We start from the raw sequence: 16,276 nt of genomic DNA, 5'->3' as shown, positions 1-16,276 counted from the left end.
AAAATTCTCAAAAGTAGCACCAAAATGCTAAGCATTATATAATAACATAAACAAGAGGCAGCCCTGCAATAACATGTTATTGACATTTGCTTCTAATTAATCTAGAGATATAATAAAATTTAGTCTAATATTTATGGCTCGATATTATTATTAACTTGTTATGAATCATCTAAACCAAATATTAAAATCTGCACAAAGCAGAATAGAATCAACTCAAGCTCTATCAGAGTTGCAACAAATTAGGGTGGAGTTTCTTGGGAAACAAAGCTTACTTAATCAAGAAATGAGAAAGCTTGGTAGTCTTGAGCAAAATGATCGCAAAAAGTTAGGCGAGGCAGTTAATCTGCTTAAAGAACAGATTAGTAATTTGCTAGAAGCAAAACAAGCAGCCTTGGAGGAAATTGAATTAAATAAACGATTTGCTGAAGAGAAGACAGATTTAACAATTCCAACCCGGCAGTATAAGAAGGGGAGCATACACCCCATTACCCAAGCTACCGAAGAATTAATTCAAATATTTGCAAAATTTGGGTTAACAATTGAGTATGGTTCAACTATTGAAAATGATTGGTATAATTTTACTGCCCTAAATTTTTATGAAGATCACCCCGCAAGGCAGATGCACGATACTTTCTATCTAAAGGCAAAAGAGGCAGAACATCCCCTATTGTTACGTACTCATACTTCACCGATACAAATCAGGACGATGCAAAATGGTAAACCGCCTTTTAGGTTTATTGCTCCTGGTAGAACTTATAGGTCTGATTCCGATATAACACATACACCAATGTTCCATCAGATTGAAGGGTTGGTGATCGATGAAAATATCAATATGGGACATTTAAAATATGTTATCACTGAATTTATCAAAGATTTCTTTGAACAAACAAATATTGACATACGTTTTAGACCAAGTTTTTTCCCGTTTACTGAGCCATCGGCAGAAGTGGATATTAAGATGCAGGGTAGCAATAAATGGCTTGAGGTGCTTGGTTGTGGTATGGTTCATCCAAATGTTCTTAAAAATGTTAATATAGATAGTGATCTCTATCAAGGCTTTGCCTTTGGTCTAGGTGTTGAGCGTTTTGCTATGTTAAAATACGGTATCAAGGATCTCAGACAATTTTTTGAAGGAGATATAAGATGGTTAAAACACTATAACTTCTCTGCTTTTGACTTGCCAAGTCTAGCTGGAGGATTAACAAGATGAAATTTACTTTATCTTGGTTAAAAAAATTCCTAGATACCGAGAGATCTGTTGAGGAAATTGCTGAATGTTTAACTATGCTTGGCCTTGAAGTAGAAGAAATAATAGACAGAAGGACGGAACTAAAGGATTTTGAAGTAGCTCATATACTAGCTACTAAACCTCACCCATCGGCGGACAAGCTAAAAATATGTGACGTCCAAACTAGCGAAGGTATTTTACAGATAGTTTGCGGAGCAAGTAATGCTAGGGAAAATATTAAAGTAGTACTGGCAAAAATAGGTTGTGAAATCCCTAATGGTAAATTTAAAATTAAAGAGTCGGTAATACGAGGAGAAAAAAGTTGTGGAATGTTATGTTCTGAAGAAGAACTATTAGTGGGTACTAATTCTGATGGTATAATAGAATTGATGCCCGATGCTAAAATAGGAGAGCCATTTATACAATATTATGGGTATGATGACCCAGTTTTTGACATTAACGTTACCCCAAATCGTGGTGATGCTCTTGGCGTCTATGGTATAGCTAGAGACCTAGCTAGCAAGGGTATTGGTACGCTTAAAGAATTAGAAGTACCATCAATTGCCGGAGAATTTAAATCTATTTTGGCTTTAGAGATAGAAAATAAAGAAGCATGTCCATTATTCTGCTTTCGGGAAATAAGAAATTTACAAAACAAGACAAGCCCTGATTGGTTAAAGCAATTATTGCAAAATATTGGGCTAAAACCGGTTTCAGCCCTAGTGGACGTCACTAACTATATATCGTATAGTTTCGGGCAACCAATGCATGCTTACGATAGAAGTAAATTATCAGATAAGCTGCAAATTACATTACTTAAAGAAAAAACTAAATTTCTAGCTTTAAATGGCAAAGAATATGATTTAGATGAAGGGTCTTTGGTAATTCAAGATGATAGGCAAGTACTTACTCTTGCTGGTATTATAGGAGGTGATAGTAGCAAAAGTGAGCTTGAGACGCAAAATATCTTGCTAGAAGCGGCGTGTTTTTCTGCTAAATATATTACTAAAACTGGTAGATCTCTACAGATTGATACTGATTCTAGATATCGTTTTGAACGTAATATTGATCAAGCATTTACCTTAAAAGCCTTAAATATTGCAAGTAAAATGATTTTATCTATTTGTGGGGGTGAAATTTCTGATATAGTGTATAATGGGGATATCTCCTTTGCTCAAAGATTCGTGGAATTCCCTGTAGATTGTCTAGCTAAAATAACCGGTCTGAGCTTAAATAAGATAGAGATTTGTAATATTTTAGAGAAACTTGGCTGTGGTATAGTAGATATAGGTGATACTCTAAAACTTAGCATACCTTCTTGGCGGTATGACATAGCAATCAAAGAAGATATTGTTGAAGAAATTGTTCGTATTTATGGTTATGACAAGTTAGACTCGATTAAATTACCAGAAATGCAACTAACAAGGATTATACCTAAAGAGCAAAGAAGAATTTCTGATATTAAAAGAATTTTAGCCACTTGCGGGTATGATGAAGTTGTAACAAACTCATTCATGGATAGTAACGTTGCAAAATTATTTGCTCCAATAAAAGAGGAATTATTTCTACTAAATCCTATTAGTGTAGATAATAATTATATGCGACCTGGTCTCATTGCAAATTTACTTAAATTAGTTCAAAAAAATTTAGCAAGATCAATTAGAGAAATTGCCTTGATGGAAATAGGATCAATCTTTAACTCTTGTAAATCTGATGGTGAGTTAGTTTTTGCTTCTGCAGTAAGATGTGGACAATATCATGTGAAAGATTGTCATTCTGAAGCTCGCTTAGTAGATGTTTTTGATATTAAATCTGACCTAGAAAATGTTTTAAATTATACTGGCTTATCGATTGATAAGTGCCAATTTTGTCCAACTGAGTTACCGTATTACCATCCGACAAAATCAAGTATTATAAAACTTGGTAAAAATGCCATAGCATATTTTGGACAAATTCATCCATCTATATTAAAGCATTTTGATATTGATTGCGAGATATTTGCCTTTGAAATAAATATTGCCAATATACCATTTGCTAAAGCAAAGTTTGCTAAAAGAGATGAGTTTATTGTTTCCGACTACCAGCCAACTTTTAGAGATTATGCTTTTGTAGTTGATCTAGAACAGCCGGTTGGCGAGATGATGACTTATATAAAGAATTCTAATAAAAAAATAATAAAATCAGTTGATATATTTGATATTTATTCAGGAGATAAACTACCATCAGGTAAGAAATCAATGGCAATTAAAGTACAATTCCAAGCAGATGATCGTACACTAAATGAAGCAGACCTAAATTTATTAAGTCAAGAAATTGTTACAATTGTTTATGAGAAATTCCAAGGTAAGTTGAGAGAATAAACTTCTACTTTCAGACTAAATATATATCCAAAAAATGCTAAAGTAACCTAAACATCCGTAATGGAAGTCAATAAAAAATAGTAACTTAACATAAATTTTCATTGTAAGAAGAATTATTTTTGACAATAGAGTGCATAAAAGCTAGTAATTTGCACATAACAACAACAAGAGCAACTTTTGCTGCTTTATGTTTAGCAATTAAGTGGTCATAAAAATTGCGTAAGTGCTTATTACATTTCTTAAAAGCCTCAATGCGTAAATCATCCCAGTTAGTTAAGTTAGCTAGGGTTTTATTTAATACTTTCCCGTCTTCGCGATAAGAGGTACGAAGCAATATTGCAGGACGAGAATTTCTATTTAGGACAGTTGTAATATACATGAATAAGATTCATACCCTTCTTATTCTAGCCATGTCAAGTAAAAAATATCATTTACATGACTACAAATTTATCGCAGAATTCTTGTAAACCTTACTTTCCTGCCTCTTCAAGCACTTCTCCCTCTCGAAGATAAGACGCGAATCCTTGATATTCTCAAAAAACAATTCGTAGGAGCAGAAGAGTACACTCCCTATTAAAGAGAATCTATCCTAAAGTTTTCTGATAATTGACCTCTTCCTGGTCCAGTTTAGCTGCAAGTTTACGCATTCTATTCATGTAAAAGCCTGTTCCTGCTGGTACTAATCTACCAACTATGACATTTTCTTTCAACCCACGCAATTTATCAATTTTTCCAGCTATAGCAGACTCCGTTAGAACTCTTGTTGTTTCTTGGAAAGAAGCCGCAGAAATAAATGATCTAGTTTGCAACGATGCCTTAGTAATACCTTGTAGGATTGGTTGGGCTTCAGCCGGTCTTAAACCGTTATCTATAGCTTTTGTATTAATTTCAGCAAATTCACGATGATCTATCTTCTCATCAACCATTAATGTCGTATCCCCAGAATGGGTTACCTCTACTTTTTGTAACATTTGGCGAATTATTACCTCAATGTGCTTATCGTCAATTTTTACGCCCTGTAAACGGTAAACTGCTTGGATTTCTCCCACCATGTAGCTTGTAAGAGCTTCCACTCCCATTACCTTTAAAATATCCTGTAGAACTGGATTGCCATCAATTAACATATCGCCTTTTTTAACAAAATCACCTTCATTAACAACAACATGTTTGCCTTTTGGTACCATATATTCAATTGGTGTAGTGTTATCACTTGGCTGAATAACAATACGCCTTTTTGACTTATAGTCTTTGCCAAATTCAACTCTACCATCTACTTCTGCAATAACAGCATGATCTTTTGGACGTCTAGCCTCAACAAGTTCAGCTACTCGTGGAAGACCCCCAGTAATATCTTTTGTTTTAGTTGATTCCCTTGGAATACGTGATAAAATATCACCTACTGACACCTTAGCACCATCTTCAACATTTAAAATAGCATTCACTGGCATGTAATATCTAGCCTCCAAACCATTGGACAGCATAATAGTTTCTCCATTCTCATCAACTAATTGAATACGAGGACGTAACTCTGCTCCGCGTGAATATTGTTTTGATTCAATTATAACTTTGCTAGAAATACCAGTTGTTTCATCAGTGATATCACGAATTGACACTCCTTCTACCATATCCTTAAATACAACCTTTCCAGATTTCTCGGTAATAATCGGAATAGTGTACGGATCCCTCTCTACTAATTTTTGTCCTTTTTTTACCTTATCTGAATCATCGGCTATTAATCTTGCACCATACGGTACTTTATGTCTTGCCCTCTCATTATTATTAGCATCCAATAATAATAACTCACATGAACGACCCATTACGATCTTACGTCCCTCAGAATCAACAACCACATTACGACCTAAAATCTTCACTTTTGCATCATGAGAGGCTTCTATTGAAGATATTTCAACACCTTTCGTTGCAGCTCCTCCAATATGGAAAGTTCTCATAGTCAGCTGGGTACCTGGCTCACCAATTGACTGGGCAGCAATCACTCCTACTGCTTCTCCGACTGATACTAAAGAACCAGTGGCTAGATCTCTACCATAACATCTTACACATATTCCATCAACAACCTCACATGTTAGAACAGATCTTACCATTACCACATCCAAACCAGAAGATTCGATTTCTTCTAATTTTGCTTCATTAATTAATTCACCGGCTGATAGTAATAATGCATTAGTAACTGGGTGATATACGTTAATCGCAACTGTTCTACCTAAAATTTGCTCTGCGAGCGATACAATAACTTCACCACCATCGATAATACTTCTAACTTCTATGCCTTTTGTAGTTTTACAATCTTCATCAGTAATTATACAATCTTGAGCAACATCAACTAATCTACGGGTTAAATACCCAGAATTAGCTGTTTTCAAGGCTGTATCTGCAAGACCTTTACGTGCACCATGTGTAGAATTAAAATATTCAAGAACAGTAAGACCTTCTCGGAAATTAGAAATAATCGGGGTTTCAATAATCTCACTTGATGGTTTAGCCATCAAACCACGCATACCAGCTAATTGCTTAATCTGTGCTGCTGATCCCCTTGCTCCCGAAGTAGCCATCATATATATCGAATTTACTTTCTGATGATTAGGCTTATTATTAACAGGTGTCATAGCAATTTCTTTCATCATGTCATTTGCTACTTTATCCGTACATTTAGACCAAGCATCAATCACTTTATTGTATTTTTCACCGTAAGTAATTAGACCATCAGAATATTGTTGTTCAAACTCTTTTACCTCAGTCAATGTTGAATTAATATGACTATCTTTTGATTTTGGTACAACCATGTCGTCCATACCAAAAGAAATGCCTGAGGAACAAGCATATTTAAATCCAAGTTTCATTAGTTGATCAGCAAAGATCACTGTAGCCTTTTGTCCACAGTGGCGATACACCAAATCAATAACCGCAGATATATCCTTTTTAGTCATGGATTTATTTACGAACTTAAATCCAACATTATGATTACGTGGTAATAATTCTCCTATAATTAACCTACCAAAGCTAGTATCCACTATAGTTGAGACAACCTCCCCTTCAACATTAAGCACATCGCGACGAAATTTTATCTTTGAGTGAATAGTTATTACCTTATTATACAAAGCATGTTCAATCTCCGACATGCTAGCAAAACTCATCCCTTCACCAGGTTCATTGTCAAAAACCATTGTTAAATAATAAAGACCTAGTACTATGTCCTTATCAGGGACGATAATCGGACGACCATTTGCCGGACTCAATATGTTGTTTGTTGACATCATAAGTACTCTTGCCTCAAGCTGAGCTTCAATTGAAAGAGGGATATGCACTGCCATCTGATCACCATCAAAATCAGCATTGAACGCAGCACAGACTAAAGGATGTAGCTGGATAGCTTTCCCTTCTATCAGTAAAGGTTCAAAAGCTTGGATACCTAAACGATGCAAAGTTGGTGCTCTATTCAGCAATACTGGATGTTCACGTATAACTTCTTCTAAAATATCCCATACTTCTGATTTCTCAGCTTCAACCATTTTCTTAGCGGCTTTTATAGTGGTAGCAATTCCATATAATTTAAGCTTTGAATAAATAAATGGCTTGAATAATTCCAACGCCATCGTCTTTGGTAAACCACATTGGTGTAACTTAAGCTCTGGTCCCACAACGATAACAGAACGACCAGAATAATCCACTCGTTTACCAAGCAAATTCTGACGAAAACGACCTTGTTTACCTTTTAGCATATCACTAAGTGACTTAAATGGACGTTTATTAGTATTTTTCACTACTTTACCACGACGACCATTATCAAATAATGCATCGACCGATTCTTGTAACATCCTTTTTTCATTTCTAATGATAATATCCGGTGCTTTTAGTTCAAGTAGTCTTTTTAATCTATTATTTCTATTAATAACCCTTCTATAAAGTTCGTTAAGATCAGAAGTTGCAAACCTTCCTCCATCAAGCATAACTAATGGTCTAATTTCAGGTGGGATAACTGGCAGAACAGTCATAATCATCCATTCTGGCTTATTCTCAGATTCAAGAAAATCTTCAACTAACTTAAGTCTTTTAACAATCTTCTTCTTTTTAACTTCTGAAGATGTATTTAATAAATCTTCTTGCAAACTCTTCTTTAATTCAGGTAAATCAAGTTCTGTAAGCATCTGCTGAATTACTTCAGCCCCAATAGAAGCAGTAAAACTATCTTCTCCGTACTCATCTTGTACCTTTTGCAAACCGTCTTCCGATAAAAGGTCACCTTTTTGCAGAGCAGATAACCCAGGATCAACAACAACATAACTTTCAAAATATAGAACTTTTTCTAGATCCTTCATAGTCATATCTAGCAATGTACTAATCCTTGATGGTAAAGATTTCAAGAACCATATATGGGCAACTGGTGCTGCTAGTTCAATATGCCCCATTCTTTCTCTTCGGACTCTAGATGTAGTAACTTCAACACCACATTTCTCACAAGTGATGCCACGATATTTCATACGTTTATATTTACCACAAAGACACTCATAGTCCTTCACGGGTCCAAAAATTCTAGCACAAAATAGTCCTTCTTTCTCTGGCTTGAAAGTACGGTAATTTATTGTCTCAGGTTTCATTACCTCACCAAAAGACCATGAACGCACTTGATCAGGACTAGCAATATTAATTCTTATTTGATCAAATTGCTGAGTACTGCTTAATTGTCCGTAAAAATTTGTCATCCCTGTTGTCATAAAGATTCTTCCTTAAAAAATTTTTCAGATATAGTTTAGTAAAAAGCCTCTTGGACCTTCTGTAGCAATTGCAAAAAATATCTTTAATCTGTGGTAGTATCCTCAAGCTTTACATTTAAGCACAAGGACCTGAATTCTTTGATCATCACGTTAAACGACTCAGGAATACCCGATTCAAAATTATTATCACCTCGGACAATAGATTCATAAATTTTAATTCTACCAACCACATCGTCTGATTTTACAGTTAACATTTCTTGTAACGTATAAGCAGCACCATAAGCTTGCAGTGCCCAACACTCCATCTCACCAAATCTTTGACCTCCAAAATGCGACTTACCACCTAATGGTTGCTGAGTTACCAAACTATAAGGACCGATAGAACGAGCATGAATTTTATCATCAGCCAAATGATGTAATTTTAGGAAATATTTATAGCCAACTGTAACGGCACGATCAAAATACTCTCCTGTTCTACCATCAATCAACCTAATTTGACCTGATGGGTCTTGATCTGCAAGGACTAGCATTTCTTTTACATTCTCAACCTTTGCACCATCAAAAACTGGGGTTGAAAAATATACCCCCTTATCGATATTATTACAAAACTCAATAATCTCTTGATTGGACATTTTCTTTATATTTCTTGTCGTTGAGTTATGCCCATATACCTCGGAAACAAAAGATTTAAGCTCTTCTACATCAATTTTGTTGTTATGAACTTGATCCAACATAGAAGATATTTTTTTACCAAGATTTACTGCCGCCCAACCAAGATGAGTCTCTAAAATCTGCCCTACATTCATACGTGAAGGTAAGCCAAGTGGGTTAAGAACTATATCAACTACTGTGCCATCTTCTAAAAATGGCATATCTTCTTCTGGCATAATACGAGAGATAACACCCTTATTCCCGTGTCTTCCGGCCATTTTATCTCCAGGTTGTAACTTATGTTTAGTAGCAATGAATACTTTTACAACTTTAAGAGCACCTTGTGGTAAGTCATCACCACTTTGTAATTTCTCTACTTTGCTAGTAAAACACTTATTAAGCTTCTCTTGCTTTTCATCATAATGACGTTTAATTTGCTCAATTTCATTCATTACATTAGCATCTTCAACAATCAGTTGCCAAAATTGTCCTTTTGATAATGACTTAAGAGTTTGATCACTAATCAATTGACCGGATTTTACGGATTTAGAGCCGCTAACAATTATTTGTCCTGTTAAAATCTTCTCTAAACGCATAAAAACAAAATGCTCTATGATTCGAAGTTCATCATCCCTATCTTTTGATAATTTTTCAATTTGTTGTTTTTCAATAGCTATAGCACGCTCATCCTTTTCTATTCCCCTACGAGAAAACACTCGTACTTCTACCACTGTACCAGTGATCCCAGTAGGAACACGTAAAGATGAATCCCGAACATCTGAAGCTTTTTCTCCAAAAATAGCTCTGAGTAATTTCTCTTCTGGAGTCATAGGTGACTCACTTTTAGGGGTAACCTTACCCACCAAGATATCGCCTGGTTTTATTTCTGCACCAACATATACTATACCGACTTCGTCAAGATGGCGTAAACTTTCATCACTAACATTTGGAATATCGCGAGTAATTTCTTCGGGACCAAGTCTTGTATCTCTAGCAATTATTTCAAATTCTTCAATATGAATTGAGGTATAAATATCATCTTTTACAATACGTTCTGATATTAAAATCGAATCTTCAAAATTATAACCATTCCATGGTAAAAAAGCTACTAGCACATTTCTACCAAGAGCTATTTCACCATTATCTGTACTTGGTCCATCAGCAATTACTTCACCTTTTTTTACATAATCACCAACGTTAATCAACGGCTTTTGATTAATACAAGTATTATGGTTAGATCTTTGAAATTTTAATAAATTATAAATGTCCACACTAGGTGATCCATCTGTTTTCTGCTCCTTAGTCCTTACAACTATTCTAGTTGAATCAACTTGCTCTACTATCCCATCATGCAAGGCTACAACTGAAACCCCAGAATCTTGTGCAACAATTCCTTCAATACCAGTACCAACTAAAGGGGCATCACTTCTAATAAGCGGCACAGCCTGACGTTGCATGTTTGACCCCATCAAGGCTCTATTAGCATCGTCATTTTCTAAAAATGGAATAAGTGATGCAGCAACGGAAACAACCTGCATCGGGGTAACGTCAATGTAATCCACTTCTAGAGGGGTAACCATAACAAAATTACCACCTTCAGTTCGACAGTTAATTAATTCTTCTTGTAACAAACCTTTTTGATCGACAACTGCATTAGCTTGAGCAACTTTATATTTTCCTTCTTCAATAGCTGACAAGTAAACAACTTCGTCAGTTACATGACCATCCACGACTTTTCGATAAGGTGTCTCAATGAAGCCATGCTTATTAACTCTAGCATAAGTAGCCATGGAATTAATCAAACCTATGTTCTGTCCTTCTGGTGTTTCAATTGGACATATCCTCCCATAATGAGTAGGGTGGACGTCCCTCACTTCAAACCCTGCTCTCTCCCTGCTAAGTCCACCAGGTCCTAAAGCTGATAATCTTCTTTTATGAGTTATTTCTGATAATGGATTAGTTTGATCCATAAATTGAGAAAGTTGTGAAGTACTAAAAAATTCTTTTACTACAGAAACCAAAACTTTTGAATTTACTAAATCATGAGGCATAACGGCATCAAGATCAACCACCGACATTCTTTCAAGTACTGATTTCTCTATACGAACAAGACCAATTCTGAACTGATTCTCAATTAGTTCACCAACTGACCTAACTCTTCTGTTACCAAGGTGATCAATATCATCTATCGAACCTTTACCATCTTTTAGCTCTACTAAAACTTTAAGAATATTTTTAATATCTTCAATAGTTAAAATAGCTGTAGATTCTGGTATATTAAGTTCCAATCTTGCATTCATTTTAATACGACCAACTTCTGAAAGATCATATCTTTCATGGTCAAAGAACAAGTTGTTAAATAATGTTTTAGCAGCTTCAATATTAGCTGGTTCTCCTGGTCTTAATACCCTAAATATGTCTATCAATGCTGATTCATAATTTTGATTTTTATCAGCAAATAAGGTGTTCCTTATGTAAGGACTTGATTGTGGATTTATAGCAAGTACATCGACAGACGGAATTTCAAGAGTCATAATAGAGTCCAGCATATCCATTGTGATCATTTCACCAATTTCGGCTAGTACCTCACCATTATCCGGATTAACAAGATTTTGTGCTAAATATTTGCCTACTAAATATTCACGTTCTACCAAAATATTTTTCACTCCATCTTTAGCAAATTTTTTAGCCAAACGAGGAGTAATCTTCTGACCAAATGCAAGTATCACATTACCGGTATCCGCATCCACTAAGTCATTAACTAGCCTATGAGCAGTTATAGACTCAGGTATAAACTTTGTTGCCCAGCTTGCATTTTTGGTAAAACATGTTACCGTATCATAATAGAATTTTATAATTTCATTGGTAGACATTCCAATGGCTCTAAGAAGAGTAGTAGCATAAAGCTTTCTTTTCCTATCTATTCTAAAGTAAACAATATCTTTAGCATCAAATTCAAAATCTAGCCATGATCCTCTATAAGGTATAACTCTAGCAGAATATAGAAACTTCCCTGAAGAATGAATTTTCCCATCATCATGATAGAAAAATACGCCAGGTGACCTATGCATCTGTGATACCACCACTCTTTCTGTACCATTAATAATAAAAGTACCATTCTTTGTCATTAGGGGAATATCCCCCATATAAACTTCTTGTTCTTTAATACCTTTGATTTCTTTTGCTCCAGTGTCTTCATCAATATCCCAAATACTTAATCGCAATGTGACTTTAAGAGGAGCAGCATAACTAAGACCTCTTTGAGTACATTCTTCGACATCATATTTAGGATTATCAAATTCATATTTAGCAAATTCTAAATATGCAACATTAGAGGGGTCGTGAATCGGAAAAATTGAACTTAATACTGATTGTAATCCTCTGTTTTCTCGCTCAGAATCTTTAACTCCTAATTGTAAAAAACCTTTTTCATAAGAATTTTTCTGAACCTCTATCAAATTTGGTATAGACGCTACCAAATTTATGTGACCAAAATTTTTTCTTACGCGTTTGCCAATTGATAAGGATTGCGTTGTCATATAATCTCCCGATTAATGCTTTTAATAATTTTTTATTTTGAAACCAAGTAAAAATCTACTTCAAACTTGGAATCTCACATATTACAATAGTCTCAATGTCATTCCCTTCAATGTCCCCCTACGAAAGTAGCAAGGTCTAGAAAAAACCTAGAAGGCTACTTTTTTAGATTCCACTACCCACGCTGGGATAATATAGAGTTTGCTTATCCGTGTATCATAGCTCGGATAACATCAACCCTAACAAAGATAACATTAAATTTGCTACTAACTTGTTACATCAAATTCAGGTTATTTAATTCAAAATTAAACTTTAATTACCAATTTCTTTACCTTAACATAAACTAAATTGTTATACTCGAATGATCTGAAGAATGGGGACAACAAACAAAGGGTGAACAAACGCAACGTAGTAAACCGTTGTTCGTACGCGAAATCCCCGCAACTATTTACGAAAGCAATTCTTCAAAGCAGAAGAGTATACCTTAAATTTCTTTTTTAGTATTCTATATAAACTCCAAATAAAGATAAAAATCTAAAAAAACTCGATTTAAAAATATACTTGAATGATTTAAAGAATTAGAGCATAAAACAAGAGGGGAGCGTAGCATATGTACATTAGGAATAAAAATATGCGAATACTCTGTAATTTTGCGAAACCAATTCGTTAAATTATTCAAATATAATAGGGGTGTACTTAAATGATTTGAAGAATGGGGACAATAAACAAGGGCTAAGCGAACTAGGCGTACATCTAGTACGTAAATACACAAATACCCGAAATTTTGCCACACCAATTCTTTAAAGTAGAAAAATATACTAAAATGTACAAATCTGTTTCTTATCTTCATCTGATTCAGAATTTTGGATAAATAAATACAAAGACCTCTTAAAGCAAAAGAACTTTGTCTTAAAAGTTTTATAAGTTTTTGTACAAAATGTAATAGTTTATACGGGTATGATAACATATTTAGCAACATAACTCGTAAACCAAATAGAATATCACACAACAAGTTCATTTCCATTATTAACAATACAAACCTAGATTTAGTCCCAAAATGTTTCTACCAATCTATGTATATTCTAAATCTTGCGGTATACTCGAATGTGATTCCGAATTGGATTTGAAAATATCAGGGACTCGCGTACTCACGTACCTTATGTACGCTCCATTCACTCGCCCCTCATTTTTAAATCCAATTCTCCAAATCATTCGAGTATATCATCCCTGTGACGGTTAATGTCATTCCTGCCTACACGGGAATGACATCTTTTTTGTTAAAATACTGCTCAACAATAACAAAACCCTGTGCTTAAGTTAATACCCATAAAAACTGCTGGGGATTCACATACTTACAAATGTACGCTTAATCCTTTACCCCTTTGTCCCTATTCTTTGATCACTACACTCTATAATTAACTTAGAAAGTTATCCTAACAACCTTCACAGAACCTAATTAATATGAACTTACACAAACAAGCTATTTAATACACCCCCAAAGTAAACTCTAGGCTTTTTCTACCCGATGGTACACTCAATTATTTTAATTCAATTTTTGCTCCAACTGCTTCTAATTTTGCTTTAAAACTTTCAGCATCTTCTTTATTTACACCAGATTTAATAGTTTTTGGGGCAGCATCTACTAACTCTTTAGCCTCTTTTAAACCAAGACCAGTAAGTTCTCTAGTTACCTTAATTACCTCTATTTTTTTATCACCACTACTGACTAAAACAACTTCAAATGCTGTCTTTTCAGCTACTGCTTCTGATGCTACAGAACCCACCACCTGTGCTACAGGAGCTGCGGCTGTTACACCCCATTTTTCTTCTAGCATTTTTGCAAGCTCTGCTGCTTGAATTACTGTAAGTGTTGACAATTGATCTACGATTTTTACTAGGTCTGTCATAATTTTCTTCCTCTTAAAACTTTTTTATTAAATTATTCTTTATTTGCATAAGCTTGAAAAACTCTAGCAAGCTTGGCTGCAGGAGCTTGCACCACACCAATAATTTTACCTCTAAGCTCATTTAATGAAGGCAATTTTGCAAGTTGTTGTACAGAATTCGCATCTAATATTTGATTATTTACTAAACCACCAACTACTTTCAAACATTCATTAGTTTTAGCAAATTCTACAACAACTTTCGCAGCCTCAACAGGGTCTTCAGAATATGCAAAGGCTGTCGGACCAACAAGCAAATGTACTATATCACCAATACCAGCCTTATTTGCTGCTATTTTTGACAAAGTATTTTTAACTACTTTGAACCCCGCATTTTTTGCTTTAAGAGACCTACGCAGTAGAGTTACTTGACTAACAGTAAGCCCATGATAATGAGTAATTATCACGGAATTTGACCGTTTATACACCTCTTCAAGTTCTACGACAAATTCATGTTTCTCTGATCTTAACACCTTAACTCTCCTTGTCGTATTTTACGATATACTTGCTAAATCTATTTTTACTGATGGACTCATAGTAGAAGATAGATATATTGCTTTTAAATAATTTCCTTTAGCACCAGAAGGCTTTGCTTTAACTACAGCAGATATCAAAGTTGATGCATTATCTAGCAAATCTTGTTTAGAAAATGATAATTTACCAACTCCAGCATGAATAATACCTGCCTTTTCAACCCTATACTCTACTTGACCACTTTTGGCGTTTTTAATTGCCGTTACAATATCGGTAGTTACAGTCCCAAGTTTTGGATTTGGCATTAAGCCCTTTGGACCTAAAATTCTTGCCACTGCACCTATTGCTGACATCATATTTGGTGTTGCAATACAAACGTCAAAATTAATTTTTCCTGCTTTAATATCATCGATAATTTCTGTAGAACCAGCAATATCTGCTCCAGCTTCTTTAGCTTCTTCTATCTTTTCATCCTTACAAATCACTGCAACTCTACTAACTTTACCCGTACCAGCTGGTAATGCGACAACACCACGCACCATTTGATCTGAGTGCTTAGGATCTACCCCTAATTTCATCACCACTTCCAAAGTAGAGTCAAATTTAGTATAAGACACAGACTTAAGTAACTCTATTCCTTCTGCTAAAGTGCGGTTGCCAACTAGAGCTACTTTTTTTCTTGCTTCTCTAATCTTTTTGCCACCAACTAATTTTTTATCAACTAACATATATTAATCTCCTACCACTTCAAGCCCCATAGATTCAGCAGTACCACGAATAATTTTAGCGGCAGCTATTAAATTATCAGTATTAAGATCTACCATTTTAATTTTTGCAATTTCAATGCAATCTGACATGGTAACCTTACCAACAAATGCTTCTTTTTTAGTAGCACTAGAACCTTTAGGAATTTTAGCAAATTGTTTTAAGTAATACGATGCTGGAGAAGTCTTAGTTACAAAAGTAAAACTATTATCTTCATAAGCAGTAATCACGACTGGAATAGGAGTACCTGGTTCAATAGCACTAGTTGCTGCGTTAAACGCCTTACAAAACTCCATAATATTAAGTTTCTTCTGACCAAGTGCAGGACCAATAGGTGGGGATGGATTAGCCTTACCTGCTGGCACAGTTAACTTAATATAAGCGGTTATTTTTTTTGCCATTATAATCTTATCCTTACTTATTTAATTAATAGCTTTATTCACGTGAGCCTTGTCAATACACTCTCTATGTCATTACCGTGTAGGCATTGCCCACAACTGTTGAAAGTTAAAAATCGTCTATTAGCAAAGCACTGTTGTAAGGCTTAAACCGTCATTGCGAAAAGCCGCTGCAAGCGGCAACGTGGCA

At 34.9% G+C, this 16,276-nt stretch carries 9 protein-coding genes; 2 read left to right on the top strand and 7 right to left on the bottom strand.

The window, feature by feature from the left end:
- Positions 1-160 precede the first annotated feature (160 nt).
- Positions 161-1,210, top strand: a complete 1,050-nt coding sequence (gene pheS, locus ACQH1W_RS00605; protein ID WP_341763022.1) for a phenylalanine--tRNA ligase subunit alpha — start codon at positions 161-163, stop codon at positions 1,208-1,210.
- The gene (gene pheT / locus ACQH1W_RS00600; RefSeq protein ID WP_425361059.1) at positions 1,207-3,588 is read left to right on the top strand and encodes a phenylalanine--tRNA ligase subunit beta; all 2,382 of its coding nucleotides are present in this window, start codon (positions 1,207-1,209) and stop codon (positions 3,586-3,588) included. Before pheS ends, pheT begins: the two co-directional genes overlap by 4 nt.
- An 85-nt stretch (positions 3,589-3,673) precedes the next feature.
- Here pheT and ACQH1W_RS00595 read toward each other — a convergent pair whose 3' ends face one another.
- The 7 genes from ACQH1W_RS00595 to rplK all read right to left on the bottom strand — a co-directional run bounded on the left by ACQH1W_RS00595 (position 3,674) and on the right by rplK (position 16,089).
- A complete protein-coding gene (locus ACQH1W_RS00595) occupies positions 3,674-3,967 on the bottom strand; it encodes a hypothetical protein (protein ID WP_341761466.1) in 294 nt (97 codons plus the stop codon).
- 205 nt (positions 3,968-4,172) lie between these two features.
- Positions 4,173-8,318, bottom strand: coding sequence for a DNA-directed RNA polymerase subunit beta' (gene rpoC / locus ACQH1W_RS00590; RefSeq protein WP_425361058.1), 4,146 nt, complete (start codon positions 8,316-8,318; stop codon positions 4,173-4,175).
- 83 nt (positions 8,319-8,401) lie between these two features.
- Positions 8,402-12,508, bottom strand: coding sequence for a DNA-directed RNA polymerase subunit beta (gene rpoB, locus ACQH1W_RS00585; protein WP_375332526.1), 4,107 nt, complete (start codon positions 12,506-12,508; stop codon positions 8,402-8,404).
- Between the two features lie 1,536 nt (positions 12,509-14,044).
- Positions 14,045-14,413, bottom strand: a complete 369-nt coding sequence (gene rplL, locus ACQH1W_RS00580; RefSeq protein WP_375332527.1) for a 50S ribosomal protein L7/L12 — start codon at positions 14,411-14,413, stop codon at positions 14,045-14,047.
- A gap of 32 nt (positions 14,414-14,445) precedes the next feature.
- A complete protein-coding gene (rplJ, locus tag ACQH1W_RS00575) occupies positions 14,446-14,922 on the bottom strand; it encodes a 50S ribosomal protein L10 (RefSeq protein ID WP_375332528.1) in 477 nt (158 codons plus the stop codon).
- A 21-nt stretch (positions 14,923-14,943) separates the two neighbouring features.
- Entirely contained in the window at positions 14,944-15,651 is a 708-nt protein-coding gene (gene rplA, locus ACQH1W_RS00570; protein ID WP_341761989.1) for a 50S ribosomal protein L1, read from the bottom strand.
- A 3-nt stretch (positions 15,652-15,654) separates the two neighbouring features.
- A complete protein-coding gene (rplK, locus tag ACQH1W_RS00565) occupies positions 15,655-16,089 on the bottom strand; it encodes a 50S ribosomal protein L11 (protein ID WP_341758590.1) in 435 nt (144 codons plus the stop codon).
- Positions 16,090-16,276 lie beyond the last annotated feature (187 nt).

The sequence above is a fragment of the Candidatus Tisiphia endosymbiont of Stenodema calcarata genome, from assembly GCF_964030695.1.
Lineage (GTDB): Bacteria > Pseudomonadota > Alphaproteobacteria > Rickettsiales > Rickettsiaceae > Tisiphia.
Note: the sequence above shows the minus strand (reverse complement) of the source record. Positions and strands in the feature narration are given on the sequence as shown.

Bases quoted from the DNA above. Each gene is read 5' to 3' on its own strand.
- pheS (WP_341763022.1), top strand. From the start codon at position 161: ATGAATCATCTAAACCAAATATTAAAATCTGCACAAAGCAGAATAGAA.
- pheT (WP_425361059.1), top strand. From the start codon at position 1,207: ATGAAATTTACTTTATCTTGGTTAAAAAAATTCCTAGATACCGAGAGA.
- ACQH1W_RS00595 (WP_341761466.1), bottom strand. From the start codon at position 3,967: ATGTATATTACAACTGTCCTAAATAGAAATTCTCGTCCTGCAATATTG.
- rpoC (WP_425361058.1), bottom strand. From the start codon at position 8,318: ATGACAACAGGGATGACAAATTTTTACGGACAATTAAGCAGTACTCAG.
- rpoB (WP_375332526.1), bottom strand. From the start codon at position 12,508: ATGACAACGCAATCCTTATCAATTGGCAAACGCGTAAGAAAAAATTTT.
- rplL (WP_375332527.1), bottom strand. From the start codon at position 14,413: ATGACAGACCTAGTAAAAATCGTAGATCAATTGTCAACACTTACAGTA.
- rplA (WP_341761989.1), bottom strand. From the start codon at position 15,651: ATGTTAGTTGATAAAAAATTAGTTGGTGGCAAAAAGATTAGAGAAGCA.
- rplK (WP_341758590.1), bottom strand. From the start codon at position 16,089: ATGGCAAAAAAAATAACCGCTTATATTAAGTTAACTGTGCCAGCAGGT.